This is a genomic window from Micromonospora sp. CNZ286, assembly GCF_014207755.1.
The window spans coordinates 3,038,104-3,058,321 of sequence record NZ_JACHIZ010000001.1; the positions used below are offsets into that span (position 1 = coordinate 3,038,104).

The window sequence follows — 20,218 nt, forward strand, 5'->3', positions numbered from 1 at the left end:
GTCACCGGGTCGCGGTGGCGAAGACGACGATGTTGTCCGGGTAGCTGCCGGTCCGCGGGTCGAACCGCCCGCCGCACGTGATCAACCGCAGCCGCGCCGCCGCGTCGCCGCCGTAGACGCGCGCGGTGGGGAAGCGCTCCTTCGGGTACGCCCCGACGCCGTCCACAGTGAACGTCGCGGTCCGGCCGTCGGCGCGCAGCACGCGAATGGTGTCGCCGCTGCGCAGCCGCCCGAGGTCGAAGAAGACCGCCGGGCCGTGCTGCGAGTCGACGTGCCCGACGAGCACCGCGTTGCCGGCCTGGCCGGGTGCGGGACCTGGGTGGTACCAGCCGGTGACCTCCGGGCGTTCCAGCGGCGGTACCTCCAGCGCGCCGTCCGCGTCGGTGGCGACCGGGACGATCTCGGCGTCGACGCCGATGCGGGGGATGGTGACCCGGACCGGCGTGGACCGGGGGAGTGCCGGGCCGGCCGTACCCGGTCGTTCGGTGGCGGGCGCGGCGGAGACGCCGGGCTGCGGTGGTGACGCCGACGTGGTGCCGAGCCCGGCCGAGACCAGGCCGGCGCCCGCGGCGGCGGCGAGAGTGACGGCGGTGACCACGGCGGCGGTGCGCAGTCGCGACCGGCCGCCGTGCGGCGACGAGGCCAGCATCCCACCTCCGTCCGACGGGGACGCGGCGCCCGCGCCGGAGCATCCGGCGCGGGCGGACCGCTCGGCGAGCCGGTCAGGCGGCGGCGTCCGCGCGGCGCCGGCGGATGACCGCGTACGCGCCTCCGGCGAGCGCCCCGGCGGCCAGCACGCCACCGGCGATCAGCACTCCGGTGTCGCCGTCGCGTCCGCCGCCACCGGCCTGCGCGCCGCCGATCGGGGTGACGGTGAACGTGGCGCTGCCGCCGTCGCTGCCGTCGCCGCACGTGGTGGCGACCGTGTACGTGCCGAGCGTGAACCCGGCGGTGAACAGTTCGGCGCTCAGGCCACCGCCCGCGGCGGCCGTGGTGGATCGGACGTTCTGGTCCCGGTCCGGGCCGGTGACCCGGAAGATCGCGTCACCGGCGTTCGGGTTGCACGTCGTGGTCAGCACGACGGTGCCGCCGACCGGGGTGGTGGCGGGTGAGACTCTGGTGTCCGCCAGCGCGGCGGCCGGGAGCAGCAGTGCGCCGAGGCCCACGCCGAACGCCGCCGATCCGAGAAATGACTGTGCCTTCATCCGCGTCTTCCCTCACTTTTCGTCCGCTGTAGGCGTGGGACGTCGTTCGGGTGGCCAACTCCGTGACGAGCACCGGTGTGGCCAACACTAGGAGGGTTGCGGCGGTCACTGGGGGTAATTGAGAAATCTTCGTTGCCGTCCGGTGTGCTCCCTGCCGCCACGACACGGCGGACATGCCGGGCCAGCCCGGACGGCGAACCGTCCCGGTTCGGCACTTCTGGGTCCGCTGTCCGGTTCGGCGCCTACCGGACCGGCGGCTCCGGCCGGACCAGCCCGGTGTCGTACGCGAGCACCACCGCCTGGATCCGGTCTCGCAGGCTCAGCTTGGTGAGGATCGCCGAGACGTGGGTCTTCACGGTGGCGGTGCTCAGGTGCAGCCGGGCGGCGATCTCCGCATTGGACAGTGCCCGCGCGGTGAGCGTCAGCACCTCCCGCTCGCGGGCGGTCAGCACGGCGAGCACGTCGCCGGCGGGCGCGGGCGCGGGCAGCCGGTCGGCGTACCGGTCCAGCAGCCGCCGGGTCACTGTGGGCGCGAGCAGGGCCTCGCCCCGGGCCACCACGCGTACCGCCTCGGCGAGGTCGGCCGGGCGGGTGTCCTTGAGCAGGAACGCACTCGCCCCGGCGCGCAGCGCGGCGTAGACGTGTTCGTCCAGGTCGAACGTGGTCAGCATGACCACCCGGGCCGGGTTGCCGGCGGCCACCAGGTCCCGGGTGGCGGCGATGCCGTCGCGCCGGGGCATCCGCACGTCCATGAGCACCACGTCCGGCCGGGTCCGCGTCGCCACCGCGACCGCCTCGACACCGTCGGCCGCCTCCCCGACGACGCTCAGGTCGGGCCTAGCGTCGAGGACGGTACGCAGCCCGGCGCGGATCAGCTCCTGGTCGTCGGCGACCACCACCCGCACGGTCACCGGCCCGCCCCGACCGGCAGTCGTGCGTGGACCCGGAACCCGCCGGCCGGCAGCGGGCCGGCGTCGAGCGTGCCGCCGAGCAGCCGGGCCCGCTCCCGCATGCCGACGATGCCGCGCCCGGTGGGCGTACCGGGCCGGCGGGCGGGCGCCGGGCCGTCGTTGACGACCTCCAGCCGCAGTACGCCGTCGCGATAGTGGACGTCCACGTCGGCGTGGGTGGCGTGCCCGTGGCGCAGCGCGTTCGTCAGTGACTCCTGCACGATCCGGTACGCCGACAGCTGCACCCCGCCGGGTAGCGCCTCGCCGTCGCCCTCCCGGTGCAGCGTCACCGGAAGGCCGACCGCCCGGACCGCGTCGGCGAGCGCGTCGAGCTGCGCCAGCCCCGGCTGTGGCCCGCCCTGCTCGGACCCGTCGTCGGCGGCGAGCGCGTGCAGCATGGCCCGCAGTTCGGTCAGCGCCGACCTGGCCGCCGTGTCGATCGCGCCGAGCGCGACCCGCGCCTGCTCCGGATGCTCGTCGAACACGTCCTCCGCGGCGGCTGCCTGGACGGCGATGACCGCGACGTGGTGCGCCACCACGTCGTGCAGTTCCCGGGAGATGCGTTCCCGCTCGGCCGCCAGCACCTGCCGTTCCCACGCGCAGCGCCGTTGCGCCTGGCCCCGTTGCAGCTCGCCGAGCGTCCAGCTCAGGGCCAGCGCGGTCACCGCCAGCAGCAGGTCCCGCCAGCCGCCGGTGACCAGCTTCCACGGCGTGGGTGCCAGCAGCAGCCCGAGCGCGACGAGCGAGTACCGGGGCGGGCGCAGCCGGGCCACGTACGCCATCGGCACCGCGACCAGGCCGAGCCAGCCGAGCTGCGGGCAGAGCGCCTCCAGGCCGACGCCTGCCAGCGCGGCGACGGTGAGGGCGTACCCCGGGTGGCGCCGGATCCACAGCAGACAGCTCGCCTGCGCCACGGCGAGGCCGACCGCGACGGCGGTCGCGCCGGGCGTGTCCGGGCCGGCGTCGGAGGCCAGCAGCGCGAGCAGGCACACGGCGATGCTCGCGGTGGCGATGCCGCCGTCGAGCAGCAGCAGGAACCGGGACCGGGACGCGCACCTCATGTCCGGATGCTAGGCCGCCGGTCCACCGCTTCTCATCGGTCGCCAGACGGAGATCCGGGCCGGTGGTCGTTCGGGCGACGGAGCCGGGAACCGCTCCGCAGCCCGATCCGCGCGGCGGCCGCCGGACCTAGCGTTTCCGGCAGTCGTCCCGATGTGGAGGAGTCACCGATGGAGACCACGATCCCGACAGTCACCGCCCGCCCGAACCGCCGCCGGGACCGCCTGCTCACGGTGTTCGCGGCGACCGCCGCCGCGCTGCTGGGCTGGGTGGTCGCGGTACCGGTCGCGGGGGTGGAGCTGATCGCGCGCAGCGGCTCTACGGACCAGCGGGTGACGCCGGTGGCCGTGGTGGTGAGCACGCTGCTCGCCGGGCTGGCCGGCTGGGCGCTGCTGGCCCTGCTGGAACGGCTCACCGCCCGTGCCCGCACCGTCTGGACGGTGGTCGCGGGCCTCGTGCTGCTGGTGTCCCTGCTCGGGCCGCTGGGCGGGGGAGTGGGGAGTGCGGCGACGCTGACGCTGGTGGCGTTGCACCTGGTCGCAGGCGCGGTGCTGATCACCGGCCTGCGCCGGACCGCCGCCCGCTGACGGCCGGGCGATCCGCTGACGGGTCCGGACCGCCGCGACGGGGGCAGGCGGCCCGGACCATCAGAACTAGCCTCCTAGGATGCCCTACGCGATGTGGACGCCGAAATTCCTCCGCCACCGATGTCGAGAACGCAACGCCGGCTTCGTCCCCGGAGTGAACGCGGCCAGAATGGGTCGCACCCTCCACGAGGAGACACTCATGAAGTACCTGCTCCTGAAGCACTACCGCGGCGGCCCGACCCCGGTGTCCGACATGCCGATGATCGACAAGTGGACGCCGGAGGAGATCTCCGCGCACGTGCACTACATGCAGGAGTTCGCGGCGAAGCTGCAGGAGAGCGGCGAGTACGTCGACGGCCAGGCGCTCGCCCCGGAGGGCACGTTCGTCCGCTACGACGGCGAGGGACGCCCGCCTGTCACCGACGGCCCGTTCGCCGAGACGAAGGACCTCATCGCCGGCTGGATGGTGATCGACGTGGACAGCTACGAGCGCGCGCTCGAACTGGCCGCCGAGCTGTCGGCCGCGCCGGGGCAGGGCGGCAAGCCGATCCACGAGTGGCTGGAGCTGCGCCCGTTCCTGACCGCGCCGCCGACCATCACGGAGTGATCCGTCCGATGGACGAGGTCGCGCTCCGCAGCCTCATCCCGGGCGTGCTCGGTGTCCTCGTCCGCCGCGGAGCCGACTTCGCGGCGGCCGAGGACGCCGTGCAGGACGCGCTCATCGAGGCGCTGCGCGTCTGGCCGGCCGACCCGCCCCGCGATCCGCGGGGCTGGCTGGTGACCGTGGCCTGGCGGCGGTTCCTGGACGTGGTGCGCGCCGACGCCGCCCGGCGCCGGCGCGAGGACCTCGTGGACGAGGAACCGCCGCCCGGCCCGGTGCCGGCGGTCGACGACACGCTGCGGCTCTACTTCCTCTGCGCGCATCCGTCGCTGAGCCCGTCGTCGGCCGTCGCGTTGACGCTGCGCGCCGTCGGCGGGCTCACCACCCGGCAGATCGCGCAGGCGTACCTGGTGCCGGAGGCCACCATGGCGCAGCGGATCAGCCGGGCCAAGCGCACCGTGTCCGGGGTGCGGTTCGATCAGCACGGTGACGTCGCCACCGTGCTGCGCGTGCTGTACCTGGTGTTCAACGAGGGCTACTCCGGCGACGTGGACCTGGCCGCCGAGGCGATCCGGCTCACCCGGCAGCTCGCCGCCGTGATCGACCACCCCGAGGTGGCCGGGCTGCTCGCGCTCATGCTGCTGCACCACGCCCGCCGGGCCGGGCGGACCGCGCCGGACGGCAGCCTGGTGCCGCTGGCTGAGCAGGACCGCGGCCGGTGGGACACCACGCTGATAGCCGAGGGCGTGAACATCCTCCAGACCGCCCTGTCCCGCGACCGGCTGGGCGAGTTCCAGGCCCAGGCCGCCGTCGCGGCGCTGCACGCCGACGCGCGTACGGCGGCCGAGACCGACTGGGTGCAGATCGTCGAGTGGTACGACGAACTCGTCCGCCTGACCGGCAGCCCGATCGCCCGGCTCAACCGGGCGGTGGCGGTCGGCGAGGCGGACGGCCCGCGCGCCGGGCTGGCGGCGCTCGCGGCGCTCGACGACTCGCTGCCCCGGTACACGGCGGTGGCCGCGTACCTGCACGAACGCGACGGCGACCAGGACCGGGCGGCCCGGCTGTACGCGGAGGCGGCCCGCCGCGCGTCCAGCCTGGCCGAACGCGACCACCTGAACCGGCAGGCGGCCCGCCTCAACACCCGCCGCCCCGGATAAACCGGTCGGCGGCGCGCGTCGCCGCTGGTAGGTTGCCTCGCCGTGACGGGGGAACGGCTCGGCGGGCGCTTCGCCCGACTGTGGACGGCGAGCACGCTGTCCGCGCTGGGTAGCGGGACGGCGACGGTGGCCGCGCCGCTGTACGTGGCGTCGATCACCGACGATCCGCTGGTGGTGTCGGCCGGGGCGGCGGTGTCGTGGCTGCCGTGGCTGCTGTTCGCGCTGCCCGGCGGCGTCCTGGCGGACCGGGTGGACCGGCGGCGGCTGATGGTGCTCATCGACTGGGTACGCGTCGGCGCGCTGGCCGTGCTGGCGGCGGCGATGCTGGCCGACCGGGCCGGGATCGCGCTGCTCTACGCGGTGCTGTTCGTGGTGAACACCGGCGAGGTGGTGTTCCGGACCGCCGCGCAGGCGGTGCTGCCGGCGGTGGTGCCGCGCTCCCTGCTGGAACGCGCCAACGGCTGGCTGGGCGGCGGCACCCAGGTGATGCAGAACATGATCGCCGGCCCGCTCGGCGGGTTCCTGTTCGTGCTGGCGGCGTCGCTGCCGTTCGCCCTCAACGCCGGCACGTACGCGCTGAGCGCCGTGCTGGTCGGACTGCTCGCCGGGACGTACCGGGGCGGGCCGGCGCCGGAGGAGCGGCGCTCGGTGCGGGCGGAGGTCGCGGAGGGGTTCCGCTGGCTGTGGGGGCAGCGGCTGCTGCGCACCATGACCGTGCTGATCGGCCTGCTGAACGTCACGCTCACCGCGGCCGTGGCGGTGCTGGTTCTGCTCGCCACCGAGCGGCTCGGTCTCGGCTCGGTCGGCTACGGCGCGTTGTTCACCTGCATGGCGGTCGGCGGGGTGCTCGGCTCGCTGGTGGGGGACCGGCTGATCGCCGCCATCACACCCACCTGGACGGTGCGGACCGGGCTGCTGGTCGAGGCGGGACTGCACCTGGCGCTCGCCGCGTCCCGCAGCGCGGCCGTGGTCGGGTTCGCGCTGTTCGCGTTCGGGGCGCACAGCGCGCTGTGGAACATCGTGGCGAACTCGCTGCGGCAGCGCCTCACCCCGCCCGCGTTGATGGGCCGGGTCGGCAGCACCACGTTGTTCGTCGCGGCGGGCGGCAACTGCGTCGGCGCGCTGCTCGGCGGCGTGGTGGCGGCCCGGTTCGGCATCACCGCGCCGTACTGGGTGGGTTTCGTGGTGGCGGTCGCGGTGATCGCCGCGACGTGGCGGGTCTTCGACCGGGCGACGGTGGCCGCCGCCTACGCCGAGCCGGCCCCGCAGAAGCCCGCGCCGGTGGCCTGAGCGCGGGTCGGCCGGTGGCCGCCTCCGCCGATGTGGCAGCGTGGCCGGATGCACGCATCCTTCCCGGTCGACGTCGACCTCGCGCTGGTCGGCGGCGGCGGCGCCGCGTCCCTGGTCCTGGCCGCGCTGGACCGCCACGACGTGACCGGGCTGCGGGTCGCGGTGGTCGACCCGGTGCACAAGCGCGGCCAGGACCGCACCTGGGCGTTCTGGGGCCTGCCCGGCGACGACCTCGACCCGATGCTGAGCGCGAGCTGGTCGCAGGTCGACGTGGTCACGCCGACCGGCCGCCGTGTCCTGTCGCTCGACCCCCTGCGGTACGCCATGCTCCGCTCCGCCCCGGTCTACGACCGGGCTGCCGAGGCCGAGCGGCGGCTGGACGTGGTCCGGATCAGCGTCCCGGCGGGGGAGCTGCACGACGACGGTGAGCGGGTCACGGTCCGCGACCCGGACGGGCGGGACCTGGTGCGGGCCGGGTGGGTGCTGGACTCCCGGCCCCGGCGGCCGAAGCGGCCGGGACGGACCAGCTGGTTGCAGCACTTCCGCGGCTGGTGGCTGGCCGCCGACCGGCCCACGTTCGACCCGGAGCGGGCGGTGCTGATGGACTTCCGCACGCCCCAGCCGCAGCGCGGCGTCTCCTTCGGGTACGTGCTGCCCATCGACGACCGGTTCGCGCTCGTCGAGTACACCGAGTTCGGGCCGGCCCTGCTCGACGACGCGGGCTACGACGCGGCGCTGCGCGGGTACGCCGACCTGCTCGGCCTGGACCTGACCGCGCTGCGGGTGCGGGAGGTCGAGGACGGCGTGATCCCGATGACCGACGGGCCGTTCGAGTCCCGCCCGAGCCCGCGCGTGGTGCGGCTGGGCACCGCCGGTGGGGCGACGCGCCCGTCGACCGGGTTCACGTTCTCGGCGATGCTGCGCCAGGCCGACCAGGTGGCCGGGGCGCTCGCCGCCGGCCGCCCGCCGGTGCCGGCGCCCGCGTACCCGGGCCGGCACCTGTGGATGGACGCGGTGGCGCTGCGCGCGCTGGACCGGGGACACGTCGGCGGCGTGGAGTTCTTCGAGCGGCTGTTCGACCGCAACCCGCCGGAACGGGTGCTGCGGTTCCTCGACGGCGTGACCAGCCCGGCCGAGGATCTGGCGGTGATGCGGTCCAGCCCGCTGCTGCCGATGACCGGCGCGGTGCTCGGCGACGCGGCCGGCCGGCTGCGGGCCCGCCTGCGGCGCTAGCCTCGGTGGCCGGTCGCTGCGGCGACGCGGTCGCGCACCAGCGTCCGCAGTTGCTCCATCGGGTCGCCGTCGCCCGCGCCGAGCCGGTTGCGCACCGCCGCCACCGTCAACCCCAGTTCCGGGTACGCGAACGCGAGGCTGCCGCCGCTACCGGCGGTGCCGAACGATCCGTCGTCGTCGACCGCGTACCCGAGCCCGAACGTGCTCTCCTGCCCGAACACCCACTCCTGGGCGCGTACCGCCGGGGCGGACACCTCCCGCATCCGCTCGGCGGAGATCAGCCGTACCCCGTCGACCGGACCGAGCAGCGCCGCGTACATCCGGGCCACCGCGCGGGCGCTCATCGTGCCGACCGACGGCACGTCGGCGCGCAGCACGTCGGGGCGGGAGCCGATGACGGTGTCCGGCCGTACGCCGGGCGGGGCGACCGCGTCGAAGTGCGGCAGGTTGACCCCGGCCCAGGTCATCAGCGCGGACAGGCCGGCGTCCTCCAGCCGGGCCAGGCGGGGCAGGTCCGCCTCCGGTACGCCGAGGAACAGTTCCCGGTCCACGCCGAGCGGCCCGGCCACCTCCTCGGCGAGCACCTGCGACACCGGGGCGCCGGTGACCCGCCTGATCACCTCGCCGAGCAGCCAGCCCCACGTCCAGGCGTGGTACGCGAGCCGCTCGCCCGGTGCCCACAGCGGCCGCGCGTCGGCGAGCAGCTCGCACATGCGCGTCCAGTCGGTGAAGTCCTCCGGCGTGACGTCGGCCGGCAGCGCGGGCAGACCGGCGGTGTGGGTGAGCACGTGCCGCAGCGTGATGCCGTCCTTGCCGTGCCGGGCGAACTCCGGCCACACCCGCGCCAGCGGCAGGTCGTAGTCGAGCCGTCCCCGCTCGGCCAGCACGTGCACCACTGTGGCGGTGAGGCCCTTGCCGGTGGAGACCGCGTGCACGGGCGTGTCGGCCGTCATCGGCCGGCCGGTGGTGGTGTCGGCGAGCCCGGCCTGTTCGGTGACGATCGCGACCCCGTCCAGGTAGGCGGCTACCTGCACACCCGCCTCCCGCCCGGAGGAGACCAGCTCGTCGATCGTCGCCCGTACCTCGGCCCGCAGGCCGTCCCACCGCGTGTCCACGATCACGCAGCGTGCCAGACCGTGGCATCGGCGTCGTCTGCTTTTCGTGGGGGACGGCGACGGCGGCCGGCGGTGCTCTACCGGGCGGCCGGCGTCGGCGTACTGCCGGTGGTGCCCTGGGTGGGCAGCGGGATGGAGTCGCCGGTCAGCAGCCGGGCGCGTAGCGCGTCGATCGTCTCCTGGCCGACGCCGAGCCGGCCGGTCACGTACCCGTGCACCGAACCGTGGGCGGCCCGCAGGTCGGCCAGCACCAGCCGGATGATCTCGGCCGGCGCCCGCCCGTACGCGGGCCAGCCCGGCGTGGCGCCGCCGTTGCGGTCCCGCCACTCGGCGACCAGGCGGTCGGTGGCCTGCTCGGTGAGCGCGAAGTCCGCTGCGATCTGGTCCTCGTCGACGCCGAGCAGGGACAGCACCAGCGCGGCGAGCAGCCCGGTGCGGTCCTTCCCGGACGCGCAGTGGAACACCAGCGGGTGCTCGCCGTCCGCGATCACCTCGATCGCCTGGCGCAGCTCGGCCACGCCGTCCTCGGCCACCTCGGCGTACCGGTCGGCCAGGTAGCGCCACGGGTCCACGTCGGGGTCGATGTCGGCCTGCACGTACGGCCGGTGCTCGATGCTCAGGTTGAGCCAGGTCACGCCGAGGCTCTCCGGGGCCCGGCCGCGGTCGGCGATCTCCCACGGGTACCGCAGGTCGATCACGGTGCGGACGCCGAGCGCCGCGAACCGTTCCAGATCCTCACCGGCGAGCTTGGCCAGCGAGTCGGAGCGGTAGAGGCGGCCCCGGGCGACGGTGCGGCCGTCGCCGGTCCGCCAGCCACCGAGGTCACGGAAGTTGCAGAGCGTGGCGAAGTCCGGGGGAGTGGTCACACCGGCACGCTAGCCGGGCGCGGCGGGTCGGGTGGTCCCGCGTGCTCGCGTACCCGGTAGGTTGCCGGGCATGGTGGAGGCGGAGACCGGCCGGGTCGTGGAGATCTGGACCGACGGCGCGTGCAGCGGCAATCCCGGGCCCGGCGGGTGGGGCGCGGTGCTGCGCTGGGGCGGGCACGAGCGGGAGCTGTGCGGCGGCGAGGCCACCCCGACCACCAACAACCGGATGGAGCTGACCGCCGCGATTCGGGCGCTGGAGAGCCTCACCCGACCGGTGACGGTACGGCTGCACACCGACAGCACGTACGTGCGCAACGGCATCACCGGCTGGCTGAACGCGTGGAAGCGCAACGGCTGGCTGACCGCGGCGAAGCAGCCGGTGAAGAACGCCGACCTGTGGCAGGCGCTGGAGGCGGCGTGCGCCAGGCACGACGTGACGTGGCTGTGGGTGAAGGGCCACAACGGGCACCCGGAGAACGAGCGCGCCGACGCGCTGGCGAACCGGGGCATGACCGAGGCGCGGAGCGGCGCGGCGGCCGCCCCGCGTACGGCTCAGCGCAGCGGCCGGCCCTCCTCGATCTCCTCCGGCTCCTCGGACGGGTCGCCGGTGCCGGAGACCGCATCGACGTCGTAACCGGCGCGGCTGACCTCTCGTGCCGAGCGCCGGTCCTCGGCGGGCAGGTCGGCGAAGTCGTCACCGGTGTCGTCGGTGGTGTGCAGGGATTCGCCCGGCGGGCGCAGGGACGCCTCGTACGCGGTCGCGCCGTCGGGTTCGTCGCCGGCCGCGCGGCCGAAGGACTCTTCACTGGTCATGTCGCACTCCTGCCCGCAGCGGGTGACGGCAAACGTTCAGCGGGCGGCGTCCCGTCCGCGGGCCGCGTCCGGGTGGGTCGGCATCGAGGAGCCGCCCGAGCTGCTGCCGGAGGCGCCGCCCGCCATGCCGGATCCGTCGTCCTCGGTCACCTCGTCCGGTTTCGGCGCACCGGGAGCGGGGGCCGGCACGTCGGTGTCCGCGGCCGTCTGCACCAGCGGCACCTGCCCGGCCTCGTCCTCGGCGTGCGCCGGGTCGACCGGCTCCTCACCGTCGCGTGCCCGATACCCCACCGGTGGCCCCCCCCTGTCGGTCAACAGCCGTCCGCGCCGCCTACCCGACCCCACCCCCACCAAACGCGGCCCCGGCCCGTCTCGCGGTGATCAAGGAGTTCGTGTCCCGATCCGGCCCCGAACCGGACACAAACTCCTTGATCACCGCTGTGGCGGGTGCGGGTGCGGGCGGGGTGGCGTCAGCGGGGTCGGGGGCGGCGCTGGCGCGGCTGGGGGGCGAGTCGGGGTCAGCGTCAGGGACCAGTGGGATGGGCGGCGTAGTCCGGGCGGCAGCACCGTGCGGTGGTCGCCGCGCGCGGCGTCGAGCTGCGACTGGTGCGTGAACAGGCACCCGCCCAGGTCCGCGCCGCGCAGGTCGGCCCCGCGCAGGTCCGCGCCGGTCAGGTCGGCGGCGCCGAGGCGTACGCCCCGCAGGTCGGCCCCGATCAGGCAGGCGCCGCGCAGGTTCGCCCCGGTCAGCGGGGTACGGCGCAGGTCCGTCCCGATCAGCATCGCGCCCCGGCGGTCCGGGCCGGCCCGCCCGGCGCGGGCCTGTTCGGCGGCGCGGGACAGCAGCCGGTTGGCCCGGTCCCGGTGCGCGTCGACGTCGAGGGCGAGCAGGTCGTCGGGGGTGCCGTCGGTGAGCCGGCCGGTCTCGTCGAGCGCGGCGGTCAGCTCGTCGCGCAGCGGGCCGGGCGGGGTCAGGCGTACCGCCTCGGTCAGGTACCACAGCAGCTCGTGCAGCGGCCGCAGCACCGCGAAGCTGTCGAACATCCGCGCGGCGGTGGCCGGGTCGGCACGCCAGTCGCGGCCGGCATACGTGTGCTGGGTGAGGTGCTGACCGGCGCCGAAGCAGTCGAACACGGTGCAGCCGGGGAAGCCGCGTTGCCGCAGCTCGGTGTGGATGCCGCAGCGGAAGTCGGCGCCCAGGTTCGGGCAGGGCCGCCCGGCGGGCTTGTCGATGGCGAAGTCGGCCGACGCGGTGAACGCGGGAGCGACGCAGCACACCCCGGCGCAGCGCGAGCAGTCCGCCCGCAACTCCCGCCGGCCGCCCCCGCCCGCCACCGGTCCGTCCACCCGCACAGTCTCCCCTCCGAACACCCCGCCCCCATTCTCCGCACCCACCCCACCCACCTCCCGACCCACCCCGTCGATCATGAAGTTGACGGCGACAAAACGGACCGGAACCGCCGCCAACCTCATGATCAACGCGACAAGGTGAGGCGGGGTCAGAAGGTGAAGAGGGAGGCGGTGGTGCGCTGCATCAGGCAGGCGTTGCCGAACGTCCGGGTGTAGGAGACCGGGCGGTCCTGCCAGATGCCCACGGCACGCGCGACGACCGGGTCGTACTGCGAGGTGCACGGCGCGCCGTCCACGTCGAGCGCGTCCAGGTCGCCGTCGACGCGGGCGACGAGCCGGCAGGCGGTGATCGGGTCGGGGTGCAGGCCGCCGGTGGGCCCGCAGGTCAGCACCGTGGCGCGCAGGCCGGCGCCGTCGTCGACGGTGAGCAGCAGCACCGAGGGGGTCTCCGGGCCGGGGCGCGGCGCGGCCTGCGCGGGAGAGGCCGGCGCGGCGAGGCCGCCGAGCACGGCGGCCAGGGCCAGAGTGGCGGTACGTCGGGCGAAGGGCATGGGTGGTCCTTCCGTCGGGGCCCCGGGTGAGGGCCGGTGGACGGCCCGGCACGTCGTGCGAACCGGACCGCCGAGAACCCTAGGTGGACGGTGTGAACGCGAAGAGTCACGAAGTGTTACGCCAGTCGACCCCGCTGCCGGTCCGGTGTTACATCGGCGCACGGGAATGCCCGAACGGCTGACAACCGCCCGAGTGCCTCGCAGGAGCGCATTCCGAATTGGCGGTACGGCCACCTGAAAGGCTGACAACCGAATCGGGCCGTTATTGCGCCGATGCATTCCGTACGCCGGATCGTTGTCAATGCACGACAACCGGAACGGCCGTTACCGGAACGATTCTTTTGAGCACCTCATAGCGCATTACCGTCGGGTGGCAGGGCGTTTTCGTCCCCGTCGGGAGGACTGCTCATGAGCGAACTGTCGCACCCACCGGCCGCTCCCGGCCCCGATGTCGAGGCCGTTCCCGGCCCCGCCGGCCGGCCCGGCGAATTCGTCGGCCGGTCGCCCGGCCGGCTCGCCTGGCTGCGGCTCAAACGCGACCGTACGGCCAAGGCCAGCGCCGTCACGCTCGCCGTCGCCGCCCTGGTGGCGCTCGGCGCGCCACTGCTGGGACGGCTCACCGGAATCGACCCGACCGACAAGTTCGTGGACCGCCTCAACGATTTCGGAATGCCGATCGGGTACGCCGGCGGAATCAGCTCCGACCATTGGCTGGGGCTCGAACCCGGCAGCGGCCGGGACATCCTGATGCAACTGGTCTACGGCCTGCGGACGTCCCTGTTCATCGCGTTCACCTCGGCGCTGCTGGCATCCGGCATCGGTGTCGCTGTCGGGGTGCTGGCCGGGTGGGCCAGAGGCTGGCTGGACAGCGTCGTCAACTGGCTGATCGACCTCACGCTGGCGTTCCCGTTCCTCATCTTCGCGCTCGCGGTCATCCCGATCCTCCAGGACCGCTTCTACTCCGACCGGGAGGCGCCGTCGCCGGCCTTCCGGGTGGCCCTGATCGTCGCGACCTTCGGCCTGTTCAGCTGGACGTACACCGCGCGGCTGGTCCGCGGGCAGGTGATCTCGCTGCGCGAGCGGGAGTTCGTCGAGGCGGCCCGTGCGGCCGGCGCCGGCACCACGCACATCCTGCTGCGGCAGCTGCTGCCGAACATCTGGGCGCCGATCCTGGTCACCGTCTCGCTGATGGTGCCGCAGTTCATCGCCATCGAGGCGGCGCTGGCGTTCGTCAACATCGGCGTCACCGAACCCACGCCCGACCTGGGCCGCATGATCTTCAACAGCATCGGCTACGTCGCGAGCGACCCCTGGTACACCCTGTTCCCCGGGTTGACGGTCTTCCTGCTGGTCCTGGCGTTCAACCTGCTCGGCGACGCGCTGCGCGACTCGCTGGACCCCCGCTCCACCCGGTAGTCCCACGGCCATCAGTGCCCGGCCGGCGGGGGCCGCCGGGCAGGAAGGAGCACACCGTGCGCGCACGAACCCGGACACTGACAGGTGTCCTCGCCGCGGCGGCGCTGGCCGCCGCCGGCTGCAGCCCCACCACCGACGACGGCGGCGGCGACGACCAGAAGACCAAGACCCAGAGCGGATCGATCTCGTACGAGGCCGCCGACAACCAGGGCCCGGCGAAGGACGTCGACGGGGCGACCCGCGGCGGCACCCTCACCGTGATGCAGCCGGCCGACTTCGAGCACCTCGACCCGGCCCGCAACTACGTCAACGTGCAGCAGGTCGCCGGTGGGCTGCTGTACCGCGCGCTCAACGGCTACAAGGAGGACGGCAGCGGCAAGCTGCTGCTCGTCGGCGACCTGGCCACCAACCCCGGCAAGGACGTGAACGGCGACTGCAAGGTCTGGGAGTTCACCCTGCGCGACGGCGTGAAGTACGAGGACGGCACGTCCGTGTCCAGCAAGGACGTCGCCCACGGCATCGCCCGGTCGTTCGCGGCGAACCTCAACGAGGGCCCGCACTACATCCAGCAGTGGCTCTACCCGGGCGGGGCGTACAACGCCACCTACAAGGGACCGTACGACGGGGGCAAGCCGGTGCCCGACGGCGTCGCCACACCCGACGACCGGACCATCCGGTTCACCTTCCCGCAGCCGCACTGCGACCTGCCGTACGCGGCGGCGCTGCCGACCAGCGCGCCCGTGCCCGCCGCGAAGGACACCCGCGCGAACTACGACCTGCGGCCGTTCTCGTCCGGGCCGTACCGGGTGAAGACCTACCAGCGCGACGTGTCGCTGGAGCTGGAACGCAACCCGAACTGGGATCCGGCGACCGACCCGATCCGCAACGCGTACCCGGACGCGATCCGGATGACGTTCGGCCTGGAGCAGGCCCAGATCGCCGAGCGCCTGGTCGCCGACGGGCCGGCCGACCAGGCGGCGCTGAGCTGGTCGGACGTGCCGCCGTCGGTGCTGCCCCGCACCACCGGATCCGGCGTCTCCGACCGCGTGGTACGCGGCCCGACGCAGTACAACTGGGTGCTGAGCATCAACACCCAGCGGGTCACCGACCTGAGTGTACGGCGGGCGCTGAACTACGCCGTCGACAAGGACGCCCTGCTCAAGGTGCTCGGCGGGCAGGCCGCCGGCTCACCCGCCACCACGCTCATGTCGCCCACCACCGCCGGATTCGTCCCGTACGACCTGTACAACGCCCCGGTCACCGGCGACAAGGCCAAGACCGCCGAGCTGCTCGCCGGCAAGCGGCCGAAGCTGGTGCTCGCCCACTCCAACCTGGAACTGCGCACCCAGCAGGCCGAGGCGCTGCGCAAGAACCTCACCGACATGGGCTTCGACATCGTGATGAAGCCGATCGACAACAGCAGCTACTACGACGAGGTCGGCCGCAAGGACAACCCGTACGACCTCTACCTCACCGGCTGGGGCTCGGACTGGCCCACCGGCTCGACTGTGATCCCCCCGGTCTACGACGGACGGGAGATCGTGGCCGAGGGCAACCAGAACCTGTCGTACCTCAATGAACCGTCCGTCAGCGCGGAGATCGACCGGGTCCGCGACCTGCCGGCCGCCGAGCAGGACGCCGGCTGGATGGCGCTCGACCGCATGATCATGGACAAGTACGCCCCGGTGGTGCCCTGCTACTACGACGCCACCTACGAGCTGCACGGCTCGAAGGTCGGCAACGCCTTCCTCAGCGACGCGTTCGGGATCATCTCGCTCAACGGCATCTACGTGAAGAAGTGACAGCCGCGCGGGGGCGGCTGCCACGGCGTCCGCCCCCGCGCCCACCCCGGGGGAGGTGCTCCCGTGCTCCGTTTCGTCGTACGGCGGCTGCTCGTCGCCGCCCTGACCCTGGTCGTCATCAGCCTGGTCACGTTCGGTCTCTTCTTCGCGGTGCCGAGCAGCCCGGCGAAGGTGATGTGCGGCAAGAACTGCACGGCCGAGGACATCGCCCAGGTCGAGCGTCGCCTCGGCATCGACCAGCCGCTGCCCCGGCAGTACGCCGACTTCGTCAGCGGCGTCTTCGCCGGCCGTACCTACGGCGAGGGCGACTTCCGGCAGGACTGCCCGGCACCCTGCCTCGGCTACTCGTTCCGCAACAACCAGCCCGTCACCGAGATCGTCGCCCAGCGCGCCCCGGTGACGTTCAGCATCGTCCTCGGCGGTGCCGTGCTCTGGCTCGGCCTCGGCATCTCGCTGGGCATGGTGTCGGCACTACGCCGGGGTACGGCGTTCGACCGCGCCGCGATCGGCGTCACGCTGGCCGGGGCGTCGATGCAGGTCTACTTCTTCGGGCTGATCCTGCTCTACCTGCTCGTCTACTCCACCGGGCTGCTGCCGTTCCCCAGCTACACCCCGCTGACCGAGAACCCGTTCCGCTGGGCGGCCGGGCTGATTCTGCCCTGGATGACGCTCGGCTTCCTCAACTCGGCGTTGTACGCCCGGCTGTCCCGGGCGCAGATGGTGGAGACGCTGTCGGAGGACTTCGTGCGTACCGCCCGGGCGAAGGGGCTGCCCGCCCGGAAGGTGCACACCCGGCACGCGCTGCGGGCGGCGATCACACCGATCGTCACGATCGCCGGGCTGGACATCGGCACCAGCCTCGGCGGCACCTTCATCACCGAGACGATCTTCGGCCTCCAGGGTCTCGGCAAGGCGACTGTGGAGGCGGTGCAGTTCCTCAACCTGCCGGTGGTGATGGCGACGGTGCTGCTGGCGGCGGTGTTCATCGTGGTCGCCAACATCGTCGTCGACGTGCTGTACGCGGTGATCGACCCACGGGTCCGGCTGAGCTGACGGGAGGAGACGGACATGGTGGAGCTTCCGGCGCCGCGTCGCGGCGAGGGCCCGTACCTGTGGGTCAGGGATCTGCGGGTGCGGTTCGACACCGAGGACGGTGTGGTGCGGGCCGTGGACGGTGTGTCGTTCGCTGTGGAGCGGGGTCGCACGCTGGGGATCGTGGGGGAGTCGGGTTCCGGTAAGAGCGTCACGTCGCTGGCGATTCTGGGTTTGCACAACGCGAGGCGGACGGTCATCTCGGGGGAGATCTGGGTGGGTGGGCGTCAGCTGGTGGGGTTGGGTGAGGAGGAGGTGCGGCGGCTGCGGGGCCGGGACATGGCGATGGTTTTCCAGGATCCGTTGTCGGCGTTGCATCCGTACTACTCGGTGGGTAGGCAGATCGCTGAGGCGTACCGGGTGCATCATCCGAGGGCCGGTCGGCGGGAGGCGCGGACGCGGGCGGTGGACATGTTGGGCCGGGTGGGTATTCCGCAGCCGGCGCGGCGGTTCGATCAGTATCCGCATGAGTTCTCGGGTGGGATGCGGCAGCGGGCGATGATCGCGATGGCGTTGGTTAATGATCCGGATCTGCTGATCGCGGATGAGCCGACGACGGCGTTGGATGTGACGGTGCAGGCGCAGATCCTGGATCTGCTTGCCGATTTGCAGGAGGAGTTCCGGTCGGCGATCGTGTTGATCACGCATGACCTGGGTGTGGTCAGTCAGGTGGCTGATGACGTGTTGGTGATGTATGCGGGCCGGGCGGTGGAGCACGGGAGTGTGGAGCGGGTGTTGCGGGTGCCGCAGCATCCGTACACGTGGGGGTTGTTGTCGAGTGTGCCGTCGTTGCACGGTGACGCGGACGCGGACCTGTTGCCGATTCCGGGTAACCCGCCCAGTCTGATCAACCTGCCGTCGGGGTGTGCGTTTCATCCGCGGTGCCGGTGGGCGGACGTGAACGGCGACCGGTCGCGCGCCGAGGTTCCGGAGCTGGTTCCGGCGGGGGCGGCAGGGCATCTGGTGGCGTGTCATCTGCCGGTCGCCGCGCGGGAGCGGATCTATCGCGACGAGGTCGCGCAGGTGGGGGTGGCCCGATGAGTGCTGACCGGGACACGACGGGCGCGGTCGACGGCCGGCGGGGTGAGGCCGTCCGTGCGGTGCCGGTCGGCGAGCCGCTGCTGTCGGTGCGGGGGCTGACCAAGCACTTCCCCGTCCGGCAGGGCCTGCGCAGCACGGGTGCGGTGCGGGCGGTGGACGGGTTGGACTTCGACGTGCGGCCGGGCGAGACCCTCGGGCTGGTGGGGGAGTCGGGGTGTGGGAAGACCACGACCGGGCGGATGCTGGTGCGGCTGTTGGAGCCCACCGCCGGGTCGATCACCTTCGCGGGGCGGGACATCACCCACGCGGGGCGTGGTGAGCTGCGCGGGTTGCGGCAGGACCTGCAGATCATCTTCCAGGACCCGTACGCGTCGTTGAACCCCCGCCACACCGTCGGGCGGATCGTGGCGATGCCGTTGCAGGTCAACCGCATCACCCCACCCGGCGGCGTCAAGAAACGGGTCCAGGAGCTGCTCGAACTCGTGGGGTTGAATCCGGAGCACTACAACAGGTATCCGCACGAGTTCTCCGGCGGGCAACGCCAGCGCATCGGCATCGCCCGCGCCCTGGCTTTGAAGCCGAAGCTGATCGTGGCCGACGAACCCGTCTCCGCCCTCGACGTGTCCATCCAGGCGCAGGTCATCAACCTGCTACGCAGCCTGCAACGCGACCTGGACCTGGCGTTCGTGTTCATCGCCCACGACCTCGCCGTCGTGCGGCACTTCTGCCACCGCGTCGCCGTCATGTACCTCGGCAAGATCGTCGAGATCGGCGACCGCGACACCATCTACACGCGGCCACAGCACCCCTACACCCGGGCGCTGCTGTCCGCGATCCCCGACGTCACCACCCTCGGCCCCGCCGGACGGATCCGTCTCACCGGCGACGTGCCCACGCCACTCAACCCGCCGTCGGGCTGCCGCTTCCGCACCCGCTGCTGGAAAGCCACCGACCACTGCGCCACCGAAGAACCGGCGCTGACCACCCGCGACGACGGCAGACAGCAAACCGCCTGCCACTACCCCGAGAACGAGCCCGCAAGCTCCCGAGAGGATGCGGCGGTGGGAGCCACCCCCGATCCCGGCACCGACGAACGCACCTGACCCACGACGGGGCCGGGGGCGACCGTGCCCGGCGCAGGGATCAAGCCTGACCGCCCGGAGCCGGGCACGGTCGCCCCCGGCCCTGAACGGTGACCGGAGCCCGAACAGCGACCAAGGACTAAGCAGCGCGCCACGAATGGGAGGAAAGAACAGAAGCCTCCGGACCCATCAACAGCATCCCCCCGTCCACCGCCCACGACGCCCCCGTCACGTACGCCGCAGCCGGTGAGGCGAGCATCGCCACCACCGCTGCCACCTCGCGGGCGTCACCGGGGCGCCCCACCGGCACGCCGGGACGCTCCTGCGTGAACGGGTCGACGTCCTCCTGCCCGGTCATCGGCGTGGCGATCTCGCCCGGTGCCACCGCGTTGACTGTGATCCCGTCGGCCGCCAGTTCCTGCGCCATCACCTTCGTGAGCAGGCCGAGCCCGCCCTTCGCCGCGCAGTACGCCGACGAGCCGACCCGGGGCGCGTGCTCGTGGACGCTGGTGATGCTGATGATCCGGCCACCTCGCCCGGCCGCGCGCATCCGCCGGGCGGCCCGCTGCGAGCACAGGAACGGCCCGTCCAGGTCCACCGCCAGCACGTCCCGCCACTTCTCCCAGCTCACGTCCACGAAGGGCTCGGACAGGCCGGTGCCGGCGTTGTTGACGAGTACGCCCAGGCCACCGAGCCGGTCGGCGAGCTCGTCGACCACCGCCGCCGCTTCGGGCAGCCGGGTCAGGTCCAGCTCGGCGGTCTCGCAGCGGCGGCCGGTGGCGCGTACCTCGGTGGCGGTACGGTCGGCCCCCGCCGCGTCGCCGTACCAGGTGATGCCGATGTCGTAACCGGCCTCGGCGAGCGCCACCGCGCACGCCTTGCCGATGCCGGAGTCCGCGCCGGTGACGATCGCGACGCGGTCGTAGTCCTCGTATCGTTCGGGCATGTCCGCGCACTACCCGCGGGTGGCGACCTCAACCGGCCGGACGACCCCGGCTCGCCCGG

General features: G+C 73.2%; 22 protein-coding genes. 11 read left to right on the forward strand and 11 right to left on the reverse strand.

The annotated features are described in order from the left end of the window. Window position 1: 1 nt before the first annotated feature. From FHX31_RS13635 to FHX31_RS13650, 4 genes are all read right to left on the reverse strand, one after another. Window positions 2-649, reverse strand: coding sequence for a class F sortase (locus FHX31_RS13635; protein ID WP_013476707.1), 648 nt, complete (start codon window positions 647-649; stop codon window positions 2-4). A 73-nt stretch (window positions 650-722) separates the two neighbouring features. After that, window positions 723-1,205: a hypothetical protein gene (locus FHX31_RS13640; RefSeq protein WP_013286444.1), complete on the reverse strand. Its 483-nt coding sequence runs from the start codon at window positions 1,203-1,205 to the stop codon at window positions 723-725. A 242-nt stretch (window positions 1,206-1,447) separates the two neighbouring features. Next, window positions 1,448-2,116, reverse strand: coding sequence for a response regulator (locus tag FHX31_RS13645; RefSeq protein ID WP_013476708.1), 669 nt, complete (start codon window positions 2,114-2,116; stop codon window positions 1,448-1,450). Then, entirely contained in the window at window positions 2,113-3,216 is a 1,104-nt protein-coding gene (locus FHX31_RS13650; protein ID WP_013476709.1) for a sensor histidine kinase, read from the reverse strand. Before FHX31_RS13650 ends, FHX31_RS13645 begins: the two co-directional genes overlap by 4 nt. Before the next feature lie 168 nt (window positions 3,217-3,384). On the opposite strand from FHX31_RS13650, the gene FHX31_RS13655 reads away from it, so the two are divergent. From FHX31_RS13655 to FHX31_RS13675, 5 genes are all read left to right on the forward strand, one after another. Further along, window positions 3,385-3,801 (forward strand): DUF6069 family protein, encoded by a 417-nt coding sequence (locus FHX31_RS13655; RefSeq protein ID WP_013476710.1) that lies wholly within the window; start codon window positions 3,385-3,387, stop codon window positions 3,799-3,801. 169 nt (window positions 3,802-3,970) lie between these two features. Beyond that, a complete protein-coding gene (locus FHX31_RS13660; RefSeq protein ID WP_047893363.1) occupies window positions 3,971-4,408 on the forward strand; it encodes a YciI family protein in 438 nt (145 codons plus the stop codon). An 8-nt stretch (window positions 4,409-4,416) separates the two neighbouring features. Beyond that, window positions 4,417-5,562, forward strand: coding sequence for a DUF6596 domain-containing protein (locus FHX31_RS13665; RefSeq protein WP_184977784.1), 1,146 nt, complete (start codon window positions 4,417-4,419; stop codon window positions 5,560-5,562). 42 nt (window positions 5,563-5,604) lie between these two features. Next, complete coding sequence (locus FHX31_RS13670; RefSeq protein WP_013286438.1) at window positions 5,605-6,852, forward strand: MFS transporter; 1,248 nt, start codon at window positions 5,605-5,607, stop codon at window positions 6,850-6,852. Window positions 6,853-6,882: 30 nt separating this feature from the next. After that, window positions 6,883-8,085: a lycopene cyclase family protein gene (locus FHX31_RS13675; RefSeq protein WP_184976372.1), complete on the forward strand. Its 1,203-nt coding sequence runs from the start codon at window positions 6,883-6,885 to the stop codon at window positions 8,083-8,085. Here the strand turns inward: FHX31_RS13675 and FHX31_RS13680 are convergent. Both FHX31_RS13680 and FHX31_RS13685 read right to left on the reverse strand, forming a co-directional pair. After that, window positions 8,082-9,200 carry a serine hydrolase domain-containing protein gene (locus tag FHX31_RS13680; protein ID WP_486481676.1) on the reverse strand — a complete coding sequence of 373 codons (1,119 nt, stop codon included), beginning with the start codon at window positions 9,198-9,200 and terminating at the stop codon, window positions 8,082-8,084. The two genes, FHX31_RS13675 and FHX31_RS13680, sit on opposite strands and share 4 nt — an antisense overlap. Window positions 9,201-9,277: 77 nt before the next feature. Further along, the gene (locus tag FHX31_RS13685) at window positions 9,278-10,066 is read right to left on the reverse strand and encodes a tyrosine-protein phosphatase (RefSeq protein ID WP_184976376.1); all 789 of its coding nucleotides are present in this window, start codon (window positions 10,064-10,066) and stop codon (window positions 9,278-9,280) included. 70 nt (window positions 10,067-10,136) lie between these two features. Between FHX31_RS13685 and rnhA the strand changes: the two genes are divergently transcribed. Next, window positions 10,137-10,700: a ribonuclease HI gene (gene rnhA, locus FHX31_RS13690; protein ID WP_013476715.1), complete on the forward strand. Its 564-nt coding sequence runs from the start codon at window positions 10,137-10,139 to the stop codon at window positions 10,698-10,700. On the opposite strand, the gene FHX31_RS13695 is transcribed toward rnhA, so the two are convergent. The 4 genes from FHX31_RS13695 to FHX31_RS13710 form a co-directional block, all read right to left on the reverse strand. After that, window positions 10,619-10,879, reverse strand: a complete 261-nt coding sequence (locus FHX31_RS13695) for a hypothetical protein (protein ID WP_013286433.1) — start codon at window positions 10,877-10,879, stop codon at window positions 10,619-10,621. The two genes, rnhA and FHX31_RS13695, sit on opposite strands and share 82 nt — an antisense overlap. A 36-nt stretch (window positions 10,880-10,915) precedes the next feature. After that, on the reverse strand, window positions 10,916-11,170 hold the full coding sequence (locus tag FHX31_RS13700; RefSeq protein ID WP_013286432.1) for a hypothetical protein: 255 nt from the start codon (window positions 11,168-11,170) through the stop codon (window positions 10,916-10,918). A gap of 141 nt (window positions 11,171-11,311) precedes the next feature. After that, the gene (locus FHX31_RS13705; RefSeq protein WP_184977785.1) at window positions 11,312-12,352 is read right to left on the reverse strand and encodes a pentapeptide repeat-containing protein; all 1,041 of its coding nucleotides are present in this window, start codon (window positions 12,350-12,352) and stop codon (window positions 11,312-11,314) included. A gap of 26 nt (window positions 12,353-12,378) precedes the next feature. Then, complete coding sequence (locus FHX31_RS13710; protein WP_114920447.1) at window positions 12,379-12,780, reverse strand: SSI family serine proteinase inhibitor; 402 nt, start codon at window positions 12,778-12,780, stop codon at window positions 12,379-12,381. 408 nt (window positions 12,781-13,188) lie between these two features. Between FHX31_RS13710 and FHX31_RS13715 the strand changes: the two genes are divergently transcribed. The 5 genes from FHX31_RS13715 to FHX31_RS13735 all read left to right on the forward strand — a co-directional run bounded on the left by FHX31_RS13715 (window position 13,189) and on the right by FHX31_RS13735 (window position 19,234). Then, window positions 13,189-14,196 carry an ABC transporter permease gene (locus FHX31_RS13715; protein ID WP_013476719.1) on the forward strand — a complete coding sequence of 336 codons (1,008 nt, stop codon included), beginning with the start codon at window positions 13,189-13,191 and terminating at the stop codon, window positions 14,194-14,196. Between the two features lie 56 nt (window positions 14,197-14,252). Then, a complete protein-coding gene (locus FHX31_RS13720) occupies window positions 14,253-15,998 on the forward strand; it encodes an ABC transporter substrate-binding protein (protein ID WP_184976378.1) in 1,746 nt (581 codons plus the stop codon). 63 nt (window positions 15,999-16,061) lie between these two features. Beyond that, entirely contained in the window at window positions 16,062-17,051 is a 990-nt protein-coding gene (locus tag FHX31_RS13725; RefSeq protein WP_030275424.1) for an ABC transporter permease, read from the forward strand. Between the two features lie 15 nt (window positions 17,052-17,066). Next, the gene (locus tag FHX31_RS13730) at window positions 17,067-18,131 is read left to right on the forward strand and encodes an ABC transporter ATP-binding protein (protein ID WP_184976380.1); all 1,065 of its coding nucleotides are present in this window, start codon (window positions 17,067-17,069) and stop codon (window positions 18,129-18,131) included. Beyond that, window positions 18,128-19,234: a dipeptide ABC transporter ATP-binding protein gene (locus FHX31_RS13735; protein WP_184976382.1), complete on the forward strand. Its 1,107-nt coding sequence runs from the start codon at window positions 18,128-18,130 to the stop codon at window positions 19,232-19,234. Before FHX31_RS13730 ends, FHX31_RS13735 begins: the two co-directional genes overlap by 4 nt. Window positions 19,235-19,352: 118 nt before the next feature. On the opposite strand, the gene FHX31_RS13740 is transcribed toward FHX31_RS13735, so the two are convergent. Continuing rightward, window positions 19,353-20,159, reverse strand: coding sequence for an SDR family oxidoreductase (locus FHX31_RS13740; protein WP_184976384.1), 807 nt, complete (start codon window positions 20,157-20,159; stop codon window positions 19,353-19,355). Window positions 20,160-20,218 lie beyond the last annotated feature (59 nt).

Excerpts from the sequence above, each read along its gene's own strand:
- FHX31_RS13635 (WP_013476707.1), bottom strand. The coding sequence starts at position 649 with ATGCTGGCCTCGTCGCCGCACGGCGGCCGGTCGCGACTGCGCACCGCC.
- FHX31_RS13640 (WP_013286444.1), bottom strand. The coding sequence starts at position 1,205 with ATGAAGGCACAGTCATTTCTCGGATCGGCGGCGTTCGGCGTGGGCCTC.
- FHX31_RS13650 (WP_013476709.1), bottom strand. The coding sequence starts at position 3,216 with ATGAGGTGCGCGTCCCGGTCCCGGTTCCTGCTGCTGCTCGACGGCGGC.
- FHX31_RS13655 (WP_013476710.1), top strand. The coding sequence starts at position 3,385 with ATGGAGACCACGATCCCGACAGTCACCGCCCGCCCGAACCGCCGCCGG.
- FHX31_RS13660 (WP_047893363.1), top strand. The coding sequence starts at position 3,971 with ATGGGTCGCACCCTCCACGAGGAGACACTCATGAAGTACCTGCTCCTG.
- FHX31_RS13665 (WP_184977784.1), top strand. The coding sequence starts at position 4,417 with ATGGACGAGGTCGCGCTCCGCAGCCTCATCCCGGGCGTGCTCGGTGTC.
- FHX31_RS13675 (WP_184976372.1), top strand. The coding sequence starts at position 6,883 with ATGTGGCAGCGTGGCCGGATGCACGCATCCTTCCCGGTCGACGTCGAC.
- rnhA (WP_013476715.1), top strand. The coding sequence starts at position 10,137 with ATGGTGGAGGCGGAGACCGGCCGGGTCGTGGAGATCTGGACCGACGGC.
- FHX31_RS13695 (WP_013286433.1), bottom strand. The coding sequence starts at position 10,879 with ATGACCAGTGAAGAGTCCTTCGGCCGCGCGGCCGGCGACGAACCCGAC.
- FHX31_RS13705 (WP_184977785.1), bottom strand. The coding sequence starts at position 12,352 with ATGAGGTTGGCGGCGGTTCCGGTCCGTTTTGTCGCCGTCAACTTCATG.
- FHX31_RS13710 (WP_114920447.1), bottom strand. The coding sequence starts at position 12,780 with ATGCCCTTCGCCCGACGTACCGCCACTCTGGCCCTGGCCGCCGTGCTC.
- FHX31_RS13715 (WP_013476719.1), top strand. The coding sequence starts at position 13,189 with ATGAGCGAACTGTCGCACCCACCGGCCGCTCCCGGCCCCGATGTCGAG.
- FHX31_RS13730 (WP_184976380.1), top strand. The coding sequence starts at position 17,067 with ATGGTGGAGCTTCCGGCGCCGCGTCGCGGCGAGGGCCCGTACCTGTGG.
- FHX31_RS13735 (WP_184976382.1), top strand. The coding sequence starts at position 18,128 with ATGAGTGCTGACCGGGACACGACGGGCGCGGTCGACGGCCGGCGGGGT.
- FHX31_RS13740 (WP_184976384.1), bottom strand. The coding sequence starts at position 20,159 with ATGCCCGAACGATACGAGGACTACGACCGCGTCGCGATCGTCACCGGC.